We start from the raw sequence: 13421 nt of genomic DNA, 5'->3' as shown, positions 1-13421 counted from the left end.
ACTAACCTCCGCCTTTCGTGGTTTCGTGTGCTGCCTCGATTGTCTCAGGCCCGACGGCCTCGGCAGCCGCGAACTCCGACAGCAGCGAGTCGGTGTCGAAGCAGCTGTGATTGCCGGTGTGGCAGGCCGCGCCGACCTGGTCGACGACGAGCAGGACGGTGTCACCGTCGCAGTCGAGGCGGACGTCGTGCACCGACTGGGTGTGCCCGCTGGTCTCCCCCTTGACCCAGTACTCCTGACGGGACCGCGAGTAGTAGGTGGCCCGCCGCGTCTGCAGGGTGCGTTCCAGAGCGACGTCGTCCATCCACGCCACCATCAGCACGATGCCGGTCTCGCGTTCCTGGGCGACGGCCGCGAAGAGACCGTCGGCGTTGTGCTCGAGCCTGCCCGCCAGTTCCGGTGGTAACGCCATGTCTCAGACCTCCATCGGGGTGTCTCGTGCGGTGCGAATGGTGATGCCCTCCGCGGCCATCGCATCCTTCACCTCGCCGATCGTCAGTTCGCCGAAGTGGAACACCGAGGCGGCCAGAACCGCGTCGGCGCCGGCCTCGACGGCCGGGGCGAAATCGCCGACCTTTCCCGCGCCCCCGCTGGCGATGACCGGGACGTCGACCGCGGCGCGCACCGCGCGCAGCATCCGCAGGTCGAATCCCTGCTTGGTGCCGTCGGCGTCCATCGAGTTGAGCAGGATCTCCCCGACGCCCAATTCTTGTCCGCGCCGGGCCCATTCGACGGCGTCGATGCCGGTGCCCTTCCGGCCACCGTGGGTGGTGACCTCCCAGCCGGACGGGGTGGGTGCGCCGTCGGCGGGCACGGTCCGGGCATCCACCGACAGCACGATGCACTGCGACCCGAAGCGGCGGCTCATCTCGGCGAGCACCTCCGGGCGTGCGATCGCGGCGGTGTTGACGCTGACCTTGTCGGCGCCGGCACGCAACATGGTGTCGACATCGTCGACGGTCCGGATTCCGCCGCCGACGGTGAGCGGGATGAAGATCTGCTCGGCGGTGCGCCCGACCACCTCGATCATCGTCGACCGTCCCGAACTCGATGCGGTGACGTCGAGGAAGGTGAGTTCGTCGGCACCCTCGGCGTCGTAGCGCGCCGCCAGTTCGACCGGGTCACCGGCATCACGCAGGTTCTGGAAGTTGACGCCCTTGACCACCCGACCGTCGTCGACGTCCAGGCAGGGAATGACACGAACCGCCAAGGTCATGAGCTCTGCTCCTTCGTTTGCGTCGGCGCCTTCTCGTGCGACTGCGCCTGCGCCGAGCCGGCGGTGTCGAGCCGGTCCACGCCGAACACCTCGTTCACAACGGCCATCACCTCCCGGTGAATTCCGGGGGCGCCGGCCACCAGCGACGGCGAGGCGACCGTCCAGTCCGCCCCGGACAGATCGGTGGCCACTCCCCCGGCGCAGCGCACCAGCGCCGCCCCGGCGGCGTTGTCCCACGGGTGTCGCCCGAAGGCGATGGATGCACCGAACGCACCCGTCGCGGCATACGCCATGTCGATTCCGGTGCTTCCGGTCATCCGCAGCCGCGCCACCCGCCCGGACAGCGCGCGGATCAATTCGGCGCGGCGTGCCCCGGGATAACGCCCACCGTGCCCCACGTTGAACGGTCCGAAGCCGATCGCCGACTGCGACAACGACTCCGGCGGTCGCGCGTCGACCGGTTCGCCGTCACACAGGAGCCGGCCGCCGGCGTACCCGGCGAACCGCTGACCGGTCAGCGGCAACCAGGTCAGCCCAAGGACGCTCTGGCCGTCGACGAGCAGGGCCAGCAGAATCCCGGTCAGCGGAATCCCCGACGAGTAGTTGTAGGTGCCATCCACCGGGTCGAGAACCCAGACGGCGCCCTCGTCGACCGGAGGACCACCGAATTCCTCACCGTGGACGCCGATTCCGGTGCGCTGCGCCAGTTCGCCGGAGATCCGGCGTTCCAGATCGAGATCCACCTGGGTGGCGAAATCGGTGTCGCCCTTGCGGACCGCGCTCGGGGCACCCAGACCCGCGACGAACTGATCACCGACTCCGTCGAGGATCGTGCCGGCGACGTCGAGCAGTCGCGGCAGATCCAGGTCGGCGCCTCCGGTCACCGGCCGCCGACCGCCGTCAGCGCCTCGGGCAGGGTGAACCGCCCGGCGTAGAGGGCCTTGCCGACGATGGCGCCTTCGACGCCCTGATCGACCAGCCCGGAGATCGCGACGAGGTCGTCGAGCGCGGACACGCCACCGGAGGCGACGATCGGCGCGTCGGTCGCGGCGGCCACCTCGGCGAGCAGTTCGAGGTTGGGGCCGGCGAGGGTGCCGTCCTTGGACACGTCGGTGACGACGTAGCGAGCGCATCCGTCGCCGTTGAGACGTTCCAGGACCTCCCACAGGTCACCACCGTCGGTGACCCAGCCGCGTCCACGGAGCCGGTAGGAGTTGCCCTCTCGGATCACGTCGAGGCCCACGGCAATGCGATCGCCGTACTTGTCGATCGCGCGGGCACACCACTGCGGATTCTCGAGGGCTGCGGTTCCGAGGTTGACCCGGGTGCAGCCGGTCGCCAGCGCGGCGTCGAGGGACTCGTCGTCACGGATACCGCCGGACAGTTCGACCTTCACGTCGAGTTCGCCGACGACCTCGGCGAGCAGGTCGCGATTGTTGCCGCGACCGAACGCGGCATCCAGATCGACGAGGTGGATCCACTCGGCGCCGTCCCGCTGCCAGGCGAGTGCGGCCTCACGCGGTGAGCCGTAGGAGGTTTCGGTGCCGGCGGCGCCCTGCACCAGGCGTACGGCCTGCCCGTCGGCGACGTCGACGGCGGGCAGCAGTTCGAGAGTGGTTCCCATGGAAGTTGGTGAGTCCTTTGTGTTGAGTATCCGGAGCGGGTCGAGAATCCGACCGTTGTCTGGTGCGACGTCGCCTAGTCCGGTGGACCTTCGCCGCGTGAAGCGCGAATCGCCTTCTCCGCCTTGCCGATCTGATAGCGGGAGGTGAATCCGATCGCGGCGATCATGGCCAGCACCGCGACCAGGGCGGAGCCGAGTCCGGCGGTCGGATTCCATTTGGCCATGCCGAGGATGATCGGAATGAACAGCACCAGGACGATGGCGCCGGCACCGAGCACGTAGACGACGAACCGCCCGTAGGAGAAGCGGTACTCCTCCGCCGGAGTGTCGGGGGTCTTGGGTGATTCGGTCATGACAGACTCTCGATCCAGTTGCGGAGCAGCTGGGCCCCGGCGTCACCGGACTTCTCCGGATGGAACTGGGTGGCGCTCAGTGGTCCGTTCTCGACGGCGGCAAGGAACTTGCCGCCGTAGTCCCCCCAGGTCAGCTTCGGTGCCCGCAGTGCGGTGCCGTCGTTGTCCATCTCCCAGGTCTGCGCGGCGTAGGAGTGCACGAAGTAGAAACGGGTATCGGCGTCGAGGCCGTGGAACAGTACGGAGTCGTCGGGGGCGTCGACGGTGTTCCAGCCCATGTGCGGCAACACCGGCGCCGGCAACCGGGTGACCGCGCCCGGCCACTCGCCGCACCCGTCCGCCTCGACGCCGAACTCCACACCCTGCTCGAAGAGGATCTGCATGCCCACGCAGATCCCCAGCACCGGGCGGCCACCGGCGAGGCGTCGGCCCACGATCCGATCGCCCTTGACCGCCCGCAGACCCTCCATGCAGGCCGCGAATGCACCCACGCCGGGGACGACGAGTCCGGTGGCGTTGAGTGCAGCATCGAAGTCGCTGGTCACGGTGACCTGACCGCCGACACGTTCGAGGGCCCGGTGCGCCGACCGGAGGTTGCCGGAGCCGTAGTCGAGGACGACGACGTCCGGGCCGGTCGTGCTCATAGGGCTCCCTTGGTCGACGGCACACCCGAGGTGCGCGGGTCGTACTCGGTGGCCTCACGGAGCGCGCGGGCGACGGCCTTGAACTCGGCCTCGGTGATGTGGTGCTGATCGCGGCCATAGAGCACCCGCACGTGCAGGGCGATCCGGGCGTTGAGGGCGATCGACTCGAAGATGTGCCGATTGATGACCGTCGAGTACGGCACACCCGGGTAGCCGCCGATCACCGCGGTCAGCAGGTGATCGGGTTCGCCGGTGTGCACGCAATACGGCCGGCCGGACACGTCGACGACAGCGTGGGCGAGGGTCTCGTCCATCGGGATGAAGCAGTCACCGAACCGGCGGATGCCCTTCTTGTCACCGAGTGCCTGGCCGAGGGCCTGACCGAGCACGATCGCGGTGTCCTCGATGGTGTGGTGGCCCTCGACGTCGACGTCGCCCTGGGCCGCCACGGTCAGGTCGAAACTGCCGTGCTGGCCAAAGGCGTTCAGCATGTGGTCGAAGAAGGCGATCCCGGTGGAGATGTCGGTCTTGCCGGTGCCGTCGAGGTTGAGTTCGACGGTGATCGAGGACTCCTTGGTGGCCCGCTCGACACGTGCGATGCGCGGCGCCGACTGCGTCGCCGACGAGGTGGTCGAATCCTGCACTGTCACTTACCCATTCTCCAGATCGGTGGCGGCCAGACGGCGACTGACGTCGAGGAAGGCGTCGTTCTCGTCGCGCAGTCCGATGGTGACACGCAAGTAGCCCGGAATCGACACATCGCGGATCAACACTCCGTCGTCGAGGTAACGCTGCCACGACGCGGGGGCGTCGGCGAACCGGCCGAACAGCACGAAGTTGGCATCGGAGTCGATGACGTCGAAGCCGGCCGCCTCGAGGTCGTCGACGACCCGCTTGCGTTCGGCGATGATCTTCTCGACGCCGGCCAGGGTGTCGTCGCTGTGACGCAGCGCGGCTCGGGCGGCGGCCTGGGTGAGGACCGACAGGTGATACGGCAGGCGCACCAACTGCAGGGCCTCGACGATGGCCGGCGAGGCCGCAAGATAGCCGAGACGTCCACCGGCGAAGGCGAACGCCTTGCTCATGGTGCGGCTGACCACCACCTTGGCCGGGAATTCGTCGATGAGTTCGGTGGCGCTGGGCTGTTCGGAGAACTCTCCGTAGGCCTCGTCGACGATGACGATGCCGGGGGCGGCCGCCACGATCGCCCGCAGTCCCTGGTTCGGGATGGACGCCCCGGTCGGATTGTTGGGTGAGGTCACGAACACGACGTCGGGTTGCCGACCGGTGATCTCGGCGACGGCGTAGTCGATGTCGAGGGAGAAGTCGGCGTTGCGCTTGGCCTCGAGCCAGGTGGTATCGGTGCCGTCGGAGATGATCGGGTGCATGGAGTAACTCGGCACGAAACCCACCGCGCTGCGCCCGGGACCACCGAACGCCTGCAGCAGCTGCTGCAGGATCTCGTTGGAACCGTTGGCGGCCCAGAGGTTGTTCACGTTCAGCCGAACACCGGTGGCGGCGCTGAGATAGTCGGCCAGTTCGGTGCGCAGGGCGATCGCGTCGCGGTCGGGGTAGCGGTGCAGGTCGGTGGCTGCGGCACGTACCGACTCGGCGAGATCGTCGATCAGGGCCGGCGACGGCGGGTGCGGATTCTCGTTGGTGTTGAGAATGACCGGAACCTTCAATTGCGGTGCGCCATAGGCAGTTTTACCGCGGAGATTGTCACGCAACGGCAGATCGGCCACGGTGATCGATGCGCCCGGGGTCTGCGGATCGCTGACCGCCGTCATTGCACGGACCTCTCGGTCGCGAACCGGCGGGTGATGGCATCCCCGTGCGCCGGAAGGTCTTCGGCCTGCGCGAGGGTGACCACCTTCTCGGCAACGTCACGCAATGCGGCCTCGTCGTAGTCGATGACGTGCACGCTACGCAGGAAGGTCTGCACCGACAGCCCGGAGGCAAATCGGGCCGAACCCGAGGTCGGCAGAACGTGATTGGATCCCGCGCAGTAATCGCCGAGGCTCACCGGCGCGTAGTTGCCGACAAAGATCGCTCCCGCGTTGTGCACACGATCGGCGACCGCGGCGGCATCGGCGGTCTGAATCTCCAGATGTTCGGCGGCGTAGGCGTCGACCACCGCGAGACCGGCCTCGACGTCGTCGACGAGGACGATCCCGGATTGCTTGCCGGACAAGGCCGTTGTCACGCGCTCGCGGTGCTTGGTCTGCGCCACTTGGGTTTCCAGCGCCTCGTCGACGGCGTCAGCGAGCTCGACACTGTCGGTGACGAGCACCGAGGCGGCCAGCACGTCGTGTTCGGCCTGACTGATGAGGTCGGCGGCGACCAGCGCGGGGACCGCGGTGGCGTCGGCCAGGATCGCGATCTCGGTGGGACCGGCCTCCGCGTCGACGCCGACGACACCACGACAGAGACGCTTGGCCGCGGTCACGTAGATGTTGCCGGGTCCGGTGATGAGGTCGACCGGATCGAGGACGCCTCCGGGTTCGTCGGCGGCGTCGGTGTCGGTGCCACCGTAGGCCAGCAACGCGACGCCTTGTGCGCCTCCGACCGCCCATACCTCGTCGACTCCGAGCAGTGCACAGGCGGCGAGGATCGTCGGGTGCGGCCATCCGCCGAAGTCTTTCTGCGGCGGCGAGGCGACTACGAGCGATCCCACTCCGGCCTCCTGCGCCGGGACCACGTTCATGATCACCGATGACGGATACACGGCATTGCCGCCGGGGACATAGAGGCCGACGCGCCGGACCGGAATCCATTTCTCGCTGACGATGCCACCGTCGACGACCTGGGTGCGGGTGGTCTCGCGACGCTGATCGGCGTGGACGAGCCGCGCCCGGGTGATGGACTCACGCAGGGCATCGGCGACCGCCGGGTCGAGGCGTTCGAGGGCATCGGCGATCACCTGGGCGGGCACCCGCACCGATGCCGGGCGCACACCGTCGAACTTGTGCCCGTAGTCCAGGGCGCCCTCGGCTCCGAGATCGGCGACCGCATGCACCACCGGCGCCACCGTGTCGAGTACGGCGTTGACGTCGGTTCCCCCACGAGGCAGCGCGCGACGCAGTTCGGCGAGCGTCGGCGCGCTTCCGCGCAGGTCGGTTCGGGCGAGCATGGGTCACTCCTGGTCGGCTGGTGGATTTACCCAACCAGGATACGGGTCGCAGGCCAGCGGGTTTCACGCCACACCTGCGGCTCGGATTCGGGGACCCATAGCGAACACCTTTCATGTCACTCGTCACATGCGACCCACCGGCCTCAACGTGGTTCGCATCCTCCTGTCCCGCCCACCAACGTGTCCGACCGTGCGCGCCGCTACGCTCGCCGCGTGGCATTCGATTGGGCGGGGCTGACCGAGCACATCCGACTTGCGATCGTGCGGGCGGTATCAGAGTTCCGAGATGGACATCGAGACGAAACGATCTACGGCGCGGCCGTCTTCGGTTTCTACGCGCACGGCGAGATAATCGCCTGGCCGTTGATCGGAGTGGCGAGCGAGAAGTCCGCGCAGGCCACCGACGCCGACCTACGGTGGCACCCCTACGACTGGGACTGGTCCCGCGAACCCTCCGACGTGGACCAGCGGTGGAGCGAATTGTTGTCGAAGTCAGCCCGAGACGGGGATGACGATCACTTCGACAAGGTCAAGGCCCGCTTCTATCGGTCGGTGATCGCGGCATGTAAGTCGGCGCGGAAGCAACTCGCGGCCGCCGGTGTGATCGACAAGACGTGTCTCGTGGTCGCGGTCGACGAGGCCGAGGAACTTGTCGCCAAGTGCATCAGCAAGGCTCAACTCCGACGCCACTTCCCGCATCTCGACGCCGCGCAGGTGGAACGCGATCGTATTGCCGGACTCCCGGTGACTGAACAGGTCCGTGAGTGGTGCGATCTGTTGATCGCGGATGCGACGAGCAGTGATGCCCCGTTGGGTTGGGAGGAGTCGCGCGAAGCGTTGATCGCTCTCGGTCGCGCCGAACCCGACCTCGCTCTCGACGCGATCATGAGCCGAGTTCGCGAGACGACGGACGTCCCGGAGTGGCGGTGGATGTTCGTCATCGACCGCATACGCATCAGCCGGCCCGACGTTGTCGAGTATCTGACGTCGAGGATGCGCACTGCCCGCGGTGATGAGTCCGCGTCACGATGGTCGGCGGGCCCGCTCGTGACTCTGGGTCACACGGACATCGTTGTGACGCAATTCGACTCTCTCAATCCCGGCGCATACGACGTCTTCGGTGGGCCTTACCGCGCCCTCGATCCCGACCATCCGCTGGACTATCGGCCGCTCGAGGCGGCTCTCACTGCGCACCCGGAGATCGAGCGGGCGCTCGTGAGCGTGATGGGCACTGGCGTGACCCGACATCACGACGTGCCGGTGGGCGATGTCGCCGCCCTATTCGACGGTCTGCGCTCCCCTTGGGCGATCATCCGACGCCACGCTGCCTTCACCCTGTTGCACGCACCGCTCGACGGTGCCGGACGCCAACGCTTTCTCGATTCCCTCGCCGAGTTGGAGAACGATCCCGACCCGGAGATCACCGCCCAAGTGCCGTTGCTCCGAAGCATCTTTGCCGACCGCCGGACGTGACAAAGGACGAACCGGCTTCCGGCTGGTCGAGGCGACCGACCCGCTGGTCGAGCCGGTCCGGAGCGATAGCGGAGGACCGTGTCGGGACCCTCGTAAGGTAAATCTGGAACTCCCCACTGCCACAACGTTTCTGCGGCAGGCGCGGCCCGGCCGGTCCGGTGGGCGGCCTGGTTCAGGAGGTGTCGAGACGGTCGTGGATCCGGCCGCCGGCCTGGACTCGTTTGATTCGGCTGTTGCGTGGGTTGCCGCCACTACGGATGCGACGCTCGCGTACCTGATCTTCGGTGGTCGTGTCGCGGACGCTCGGCGTCGTTGCGCGGGGACCGTTTGGCGCCCGGCAACGTGTGGAACCGCACCCAGGTGTCCCCAACCCGGTATCGAAGCAGATACCTGATCGGCTCCAGGTCTCCTCGTCTCGAACGCCACATGTCGTCGAAGTCGGCCACGACACCGCCGATGTTCTGCGCCCTTGCCGTTGATCGACGCGCGACGGCGTCAGCTCGGGATGTCGAGGCCGAGGTCGAGTGCGATCACCGAGTGGGTGAGCCCACCGACCGCCAGATAGTCGACGCCGGTACGGGCATAGTCGGCGGCCTGATCGAGCGTCAGGCCTCCTGACGACTCCAGCTTCGTCTGCGGTGACCGGTTGTTGCGGCGGGACACCGCCATCTGGGTCGCCCACAACTCGAAGTTGTCCAACAGCACCAACTGCGGCTCGAATGCGAGCACCTCGTCGAGTTGGTCGAGCGAATCGACCTCGACCTCCACCGGCAGATCCGGGGCGGCCGATCGCACGGCGGCCAGCGCCGCACTCACCGATCCCGCGGCGGCGACGTGGTTGTCCTTGATGAGGGCGGCATCGCCGAGACCCATCCGGTGATTGACTCCCCCGCCTGCGCGCACCGCGTACTTCTGCAGATAACGCAAGCCGGGCAGTGTCTTTCGCGAGTCGCGAACCCTGGCGGCGGTTCCGGCGATGGCGTCGACCCAGTGGGCGGTCGCGGTGGCGATACCGGACAGGTGACACGCCAGATTCAGTGCCGTGCGCTCTGCGGTCAGCAACGGTGCGGTGGGCGCACGAACGGCAAGGACGGTGTCGCCGGGCGCGACCCGAGTGCCATCGGCCACCTGCGCGGTGACCTCGTAGGCACCGAACCCGATGACCTCGTCGAGTACCGCCACCACCACCGGTAGGCCTGCCACCACGCCGTGGGCGCGACTGACGACCGCGGCGTCGGTCACCGCATCGGCGGGGACCGTCGCCGCGGTGGTGACGTCCGGGCCGTAGCGCAGGTCCTCGTCGAGCGCCGTGCGGATCAGTGCACGGACCTCGTCGGTGATGGCGAGGTCGAGGTTGTCGTCGGCGACGAGTTGGCCGACGAATCCCTGCGACGATGAACTATTTTGCGACACAGCCCTATTCACCCGAACCGGGATTACCGATGGCGATCATCCGCTCGACGCTGCGACGAGCGCGCTCGGCGACGTCGTCGGCGACGAACACCTCGTCGCGACCCTCACGCAGCGCGCGCAGCAGCGCGGCCGGCGTGATCATCTTCATGTACGGGCACGATGCGCGATCGTTGACCGCCTGGAAGTCGATACCCGGGGCCGCCTTGCGCAACTGGTGCAGCATGCCGATCTCTGTCGCGACGAGAACCTGCTTGGCGCCGGTCTCGCGGGCGGCGTCGATCATTCCGCCGGTGGAGAGGATCTGGACGCGGTCATCGGGCACCGCACCCTCACCGGCCAGATAGAGAGCCGAAGTGGCACAACCACATTCGGGGTGGATGAACAGATCGGCATCGGGATGGGCGGCCGCCTGCTCGGTGAGCTCGTCGCCGTTGATGCCGGCGTGGACGTGACATTCGCCGGCCCAGATGTGGATGTTGTCGCGGCCGGTCTCGCGCTTAACGTGTGCGCCGAGGAACTGATCCGGCAGGAATAGGACGTCACGGTCGGGGTCGATGGAGGCGACGACGTCGACGGCGTTGGACGAGGTGCAGCAGATGTCGGTGAGTCCCTTCACCTCTGCGGTGGTGTTCACATAGGACACCACGACGGCGTCGGGGAACTCGTCCTTCCACTCGCGCAGTTCGTCGGCGGTGATCGAGTCGGCGAGCGAGCACCCGGCGCGGGCGTCGGGAATCAGAACCCGCTTGTCGGGGCTCAGGATCTTGGCGGTCTCGGCCATGAAGTGCACCCCACAGAAGACGATCTCGTCGGAGTCGACCTCGGCCGCGATGCGTGAGAGAGCGAGGGAGTCACCGACGTGGTCGGCGACGTCCTGGATCGCCGGCAGTTCGTAGTTGTGCGCCAGCAGGGTCGCGTTGCGCGCGCGTGCGAGGCGACGGATCTCCTCTGCCCACTCCGGGGTCGGCTCGACACCCGAGTAGCCACCGGGGCCGTCGACCCATTGCGCATCGATGAGACCCGGTGCGTCTATCAGGGTCGCGTCAGTCACCGCGGCGCGGTCGCTGGTGATGCTCATCTGCCACTCCATCTCCCTGCCGCCGGGCGGCGGCGTGGTCTCGGCGCGGTCTGCGCCTCGAGCCGGTTTTCGACTAGTGATCGAAAACCTGGTGATGATCGTAACACCGGCACGCGCGCGGACATTCCGGCCCGATGCCGCCGCGCCGCTTCACGGTGACGAAGCGCCCGAACAGCGACAACACGGGGTGTCGTGGAGAGCGCTGTCGACGTGGCGGACGGCGATGTCAACGTCGTGGCGAGCGCCGTCAGTGCCGTGGCGAGCGCCGTCTGTGCCGTGGCGGGATCCGGCTGGTCGCGCGGGTGCGAACGCGGGGTCGAGTAGTTCCAAGCGCATTCCAAGTAGTCCACTACGCGTTTGCGCGATCGTTTCGCTCCGTAGCGTTCATAACGCACCGCAGTAGCAGAAGAAACCCCCGCTCACCTGCCCCAGGAGACATGATCATCATGACCGCTTCGCGCAATGCCAACACCTCCGACGGCCCGAGTCATCGACAGATCCCGACCGCGGTTCCGCCGCGCCCGGTCCTCGGTGTCCGCCGCGCGTACTCGACGCCGTTGCAGGCGATGCGCCGTCGTCAGGAGGCCCTCGACCGCCTCGCCGCCCGTCGGCCTGGGTCAGCCGCCGATCTGATGGCGCCACCGGCGGCATTGCGGGCGGTCCCCAGTGAGCCGACGTCCCCGCAGTACACCCCGGTCCCGTTGACCACACGGGAGGTCGAGGTGCTGCGCACCTGGCTGCTCGTGGACTCGAAGTCGGAGGCCGCCACCCAGTTGATGATCTCGGTGGGCACCGTCAACACCCACCTCGCCCGCATCCGCGTCAAGTACGCCGAAGCCGGCCGCACCGCACGCACCAAGGCGTCGCTCGTCGCACGGGCCATCCAGGACGGACTCGTGGTCCTCGACGACCTCTGACCTACTATCGAGCGCATGTCGCTGCGGGTCGAGGTGCTCTCTGTCGTCTTCCAGGTGCGCCCGATCTCCCCCGGTGGCCAGCCCGACCTGTTTGTCCTGCTGTGGCGGACCGACGAGAATTCACCGTGGTCGCTGCCGGGCGGTGACGTTGCCGGTGCCGCCGAAACCCTGTCGGCCAGCGCTCGTCGCTTTCTCACCGAGAACCTCGACGTCACCACGGTCGCGCACCTCGAGCAGTTGTCGGTGTTCTCCGATCCCGGGCGGGTCCCCGAGGTGCGGACGATCGCGTCGACCTATCTGGGTCTGGTGCCGACCGACGCGGCAACCCGGCTCCCGCCGACGGCCGCGTGGCACCGGGTCGACACTCTTGCCGAGCAGTCCCTGGCCTACGACCACGCCGCCATCATCGACGCAGGCCGGCACCGCCTGGCGGCCAAGCTGTCCTACACCAACATCGCATTCGCGTTGGCGCCCTCGGGGTTTCCGATGTCGGAACTCTCCGAGATCTACGGCGCCGCACTCGGGTATCGCGTCGACACCACAAACCTGCTGCGCATCCTGAGCCGCCGCGGTGTGGTGGTGGCCACCGGAACGTTGGGCCGCACTGGCCGCTCCGGAGGTCGCCCGCCGGCGCTCTACGCATTCGCCGACACGCAGTTGCGCGTCACCGACGAGTTCGCGACCCTCAAACCACCGATGTGATCGCATCGTCGGACTGCTCGATCCGGCCGTCGCCGACCCCGAGGTCACCGCGTCGGCTCACGATGGCGGCCAGTAGGTACACCACTGTCGCGGTGAGCGGCGCACAGATCAGCAGAATCCAAGGGCCACTGGGTGATCCGCGGGTCACGCCGTCGAGCCAGAGCTGTGGGACGGCGGTGAACACGTCCCCGACTCCGAACGAATCCGGATTCGGGAAGCGTCGCGCGGCGAAAGCCGAACCGACGACACCGGCCAGCGCGCCACCGAAGACCGTCGACGCCAGCATCGCGGCGTAACCGGGCAGGCCGCGCCAGCCCGACGCGACGAACCACGTCACGATCGCGGCGACGACACCGAAGCCGAACATCACGAACGCGAATGTCGCGACCCCGGCGATGCTGTCGACCATGAACACCTGGGTGCGGCCCTTCACCGCGGAGGCCCCGGGTGTGGCGACCGCCCACACGGCACCCGCGATGACGCCGAACAGCACGACGACCCCGACGGCGGCCAGCAGGGTCGCAGGTGTTCGATGCCGGATGCGCGGGCGCGTCTCGATCGCGGGCGCGACGGTTGCAGCGCCGGCCACCTCGCTCACCGGCGTCCCAACTCACTGGAGTCGACCGTGCCGTGGCGCGAACACCGCGCATCCCAGCCGTCGGGACGGACCTGCACCACCATCCGCCGACCGCACCGGCCACAGAACCGTGGCGGTTCCAGGCCGAGGCGTGCCGCGGTCGGCACCGCGTCGGGCGCCTGGATCTCCAGTTCGATGCCGGTGTAGACGCCGTAGCGATGCGGCTCGTCGAGCGGACCGGGAATGTCGGTCGCCGCCGCGGCGGCACTCATCGTGGTTGCTCTCATCTCA

16 protein-coding genes are annotated in these 13421 nt (G+C 67.9%); 3 read left to right on the top strand and 13 right to left on the bottom strand.

Going from position 1 to position 13421, the window contains the following annotated elements; all coding sequences use genetic code 11:
- Position 1 precedes the first annotated feature (1 nt).
- The 9 genes from hisI to hisD form a co-directional block, all read right to left on the bottom strand.
- Entirely contained in the window at positions 2-412 is a 411-nt protein-coding gene (gene hisI / locus ACWETB_RS04005) for a phosphoribosyl-AMP cyclohydrolase (RefSeq protein WP_452209417.1), read from the bottom strand.
- A gap of 3 nt (positions 413-415) precedes the next feature.
- A complete protein-coding gene (gene hisF, locus ACWETB_RS04000) occupies positions 416-1216 on the bottom strand; it encodes an imidazole glycerol phosphate synthase subunit HisF (RefSeq protein WP_348804021.1) in 801 nt (266 codons plus the stop codon).
- A complete protein-coding gene (locus ACWETB_RS03995) occupies positions 1213-2100 on the bottom strand; it encodes an inositol monophosphatase family protein (protein ID WP_348804023.1) in 888 nt (295 codons plus the stop codon). Before ACWETB_RS03995 ends, hisF begins: the two co-directional genes overlap by 4 nt.
- The gene (gene priA, locus ACWETB_RS03990) at positions 2097-2840 is read right to left on the bottom strand and encodes a bifunctional 1-(5-phosphoribosyl)-5-((5-phosphoribosylamino)methylideneamino)imidazole-4-carboxamide isomerase/phosphoribosylanthranilate isomerase PriA (protein ID WP_348804024.1); all 744 of its coding nucleotides are present in this window, start codon (positions 2838-2840) and stop codon (positions 2097-2099) included. Before priA ends, ACWETB_RS03995 begins: the two co-directional genes overlap by 4 nt.
- Before the next feature lie 74 nt (positions 2841-2914).
- A complete protein-coding gene (locus tag ACWETB_RS03985; RefSeq protein WP_452209414.1) occupies positions 2915-3193 on the bottom strand; it encodes a hypothetical protein in 279 nt (92 codons plus the stop codon).
- A complete protein-coding gene (gene hisH / locus ACWETB_RS03980) occupies positions 3190-3837 on the bottom strand; it encodes an imidazole glycerol phosphate synthase subunit HisH (protein ID WP_348804026.1) in 648 nt (215 codons plus the stop codon). Before hisH ends, ACWETB_RS03985 begins: the two co-directional genes overlap by 4 nt.
- On the bottom strand, positions 3834-4481 hold the full coding sequence (gene hisB / locus ACWETB_RS03975; protein WP_452209520.1) for an imidazoleglycerol-phosphate dehydratase HisB: 648 nt from the start codon (positions 4479-4481) through the stop codon (positions 3834-3836). The genes hisH and hisB overlap by 4 nt, the downstream gene beginning before the upstream one ends.
- A 6-nt stretch (positions 4482-4487) precedes the next feature.
- Positions 4488-5627 (bottom strand): histidinol-phosphate transaminase, encoded by a 1140-nt coding sequence (locus tag ACWETB_RS03970; protein WP_452209412.1) that lies wholly within the window; start codon positions 5625-5627, stop codon positions 4488-4490.
- A complete protein-coding gene (hisD, locus tag ACWETB_RS03965; RefSeq protein ID WP_452209410.1) occupies positions 5624-6970 on the bottom strand; it encodes a histidinol dehydrogenase in 1347 nt (448 codons plus the stop codon). The genes ACWETB_RS03970 and hisD overlap by 4 nt, the downstream gene beginning before the upstream one ends.
- 213 nt (positions 6971-7183) lie before the next feature.
- Between hisD and ACWETB_RS03960 the strand changes: the two genes are divergently transcribed.
- Positions 7184-8443, top strand: a complete 1260-nt coding sequence (locus ACWETB_RS03960) for a DUF4303 domain-containing protein (RefSeq protein ID WP_452209408.1) — start codon at positions 7184-7186, stop codon at positions 8441-8443.
- A gap of 495 nt (positions 8444-8938) precedes the next feature.
- Here ACWETB_RS03960 and nadC read toward each other — a convergent pair whose 3' ends face one another.
- The gene (gene nadC, locus ACWETB_RS03955) at positions 8939-9856 is read right to left on the bottom strand and encodes a carboxylating nicotinate-nucleotide diphosphorylase (RefSeq protein ID WP_449743935.1); all 918 of its coding nucleotides are present in this window, start codon (positions 9854-9856) and stop codon (positions 8939-8941) included.
- 4 nt (positions 9857-9860) lie between these two features.
- Entirely contained in the window at positions 9861-10934 is a 1074-nt protein-coding gene (gene nadA, locus ACWETB_RS03950; RefSeq protein ID WP_452209406.1) for a quinolinate synthase NadA, read from the bottom strand.
- Between the two features lie 446 nt (positions 10935-11380).
- Here nadA and ACWETB_RS03945 point away from each other — a divergent pair, with 446 nt between their 5' ends.
- Positions 11381-11851 (top strand): LuxR C-terminal-related transcriptional regulator, encoded by a 471-nt coding sequence (locus tag ACWETB_RS03945; RefSeq protein ID WP_449743932.1) that lies wholly within the window; start codon positions 11381-11383, stop codon positions 11849-11851.
- A 15-nt stretch (positions 11852-11866) separates the two neighbouring features.
- Complete coding sequence (locus tag ACWETB_RS03940) at positions 11867-12553, top strand: NrtR DNA-binding winged helix domain-containing protein (protein WP_449743931.1); 687 nt, start codon at positions 11867-11869, stop codon at positions 12551-12553.
- On the opposite strand, the gene ACWETB_RS03935 is transcribed toward ACWETB_RS03940, so the two are convergent.
- On the bottom strand, positions 12537-13151 hold the full coding sequence (locus ACWETB_RS03935) for a DUF2567 domain-containing protein (RefSeq protein ID WP_452209403.1): 615 nt from the start codon (positions 13149-13151) through the stop codon (positions 12537-12539). The genes ACWETB_RS03940 and ACWETB_RS03935 overlap by 17 nt on opposite strands.
- Positions 13148-13417 (bottom strand): biotin synthase auxiliary protein BsaP, encoded by a 270-nt coding sequence (gene bsaP / locus ACWETB_RS03930; RefSeq protein WP_452209401.1) that lies wholly within the window; start codon positions 13415-13417, stop codon positions 13148-13150. Before bsaP ends, ACWETB_RS03935 begins: the two co-directional genes overlap by 4 nt.
- Positions 13418-13421: the final 4 nt, after the last annotated feature.

Source organism: Gordonia sp. NPDC003950 (assembly GCF_053605205.1).
Note: the sequence above shows the minus strand (reverse complement) of the source record. Positions and strands in the feature narration are given on the sequence as shown.

Coding starts and splice junctions, on each gene's coding strand:
- hisI (WP_452209417.1), bottom strand. CDS start 412: ATGGCGTTACCACCGGAACTGGCGGGCAGGCTCGAGCACAACGCCGAC.
- hisF (WP_348804021.1), bottom strand. CDS start 1,216: ATGACCTTGGCGGTTCGTGTCATTCCCTGCCTGGACGTCGACGACGGT.
- priA (WP_348804024.1), bottom strand. CDS start 2,840: ATGGGAACCACTCTCGAACTGCTGCCCGCCGTCGACGTCGCCGACGGG.
- ACWETB_RS03985 (WP_452209414.1), bottom strand. CDS start 3,193: ATGACCGAATCACCCAAGACCCCCGACACTCCGGCGGAGGAGTACCGC.
- hisH (WP_348804026.1), bottom strand. CDS start 3,837: ATGAGCACGACCGGCCCGGACGTCGTCGTCCTCGACTACGGCTCCGGC.
- ACWETB_RS03970 (WP_452209412.1), bottom strand. CDS start 5,627: ATGACGGCGGTCAGCGATCCGCAGACCCCGGGCGCATCGATCACCGTG.
- hisD (WP_452209410.1), bottom strand. CDS start 6,970: ATGCTCGCCCGAACCGACCTGCGCGGAAGCGCGCCGACGCTCGCCGAA.
- nadA (WP_452209406.1), bottom strand. CDS start 10,934: ATGAGCATCACCAGCGACCGCGCCGCGGTGACTGACGCGACCCTGATA.
- ACWETB_RS03945 (WP_449743932.1), top strand. CDS start 11,381: ATGACCGCTTCGCGCAATGCCAACACCTCCGACGGCCCGAGTCATCGA.
- ACWETB_RS03940 (WP_449743931.1), top strand. CDS start 11,867: ATGTCGCTGCGGGTCGAGGTGCTCTCTGTCGTCTTCCAGGTGCGCCCG.
- bsaP (WP_452209401.1), bottom strand. CDS start 13,417: ATGAGAGCAACCACGATGAGTGCCGCCGCGGCGGCGACCGACATTCCC.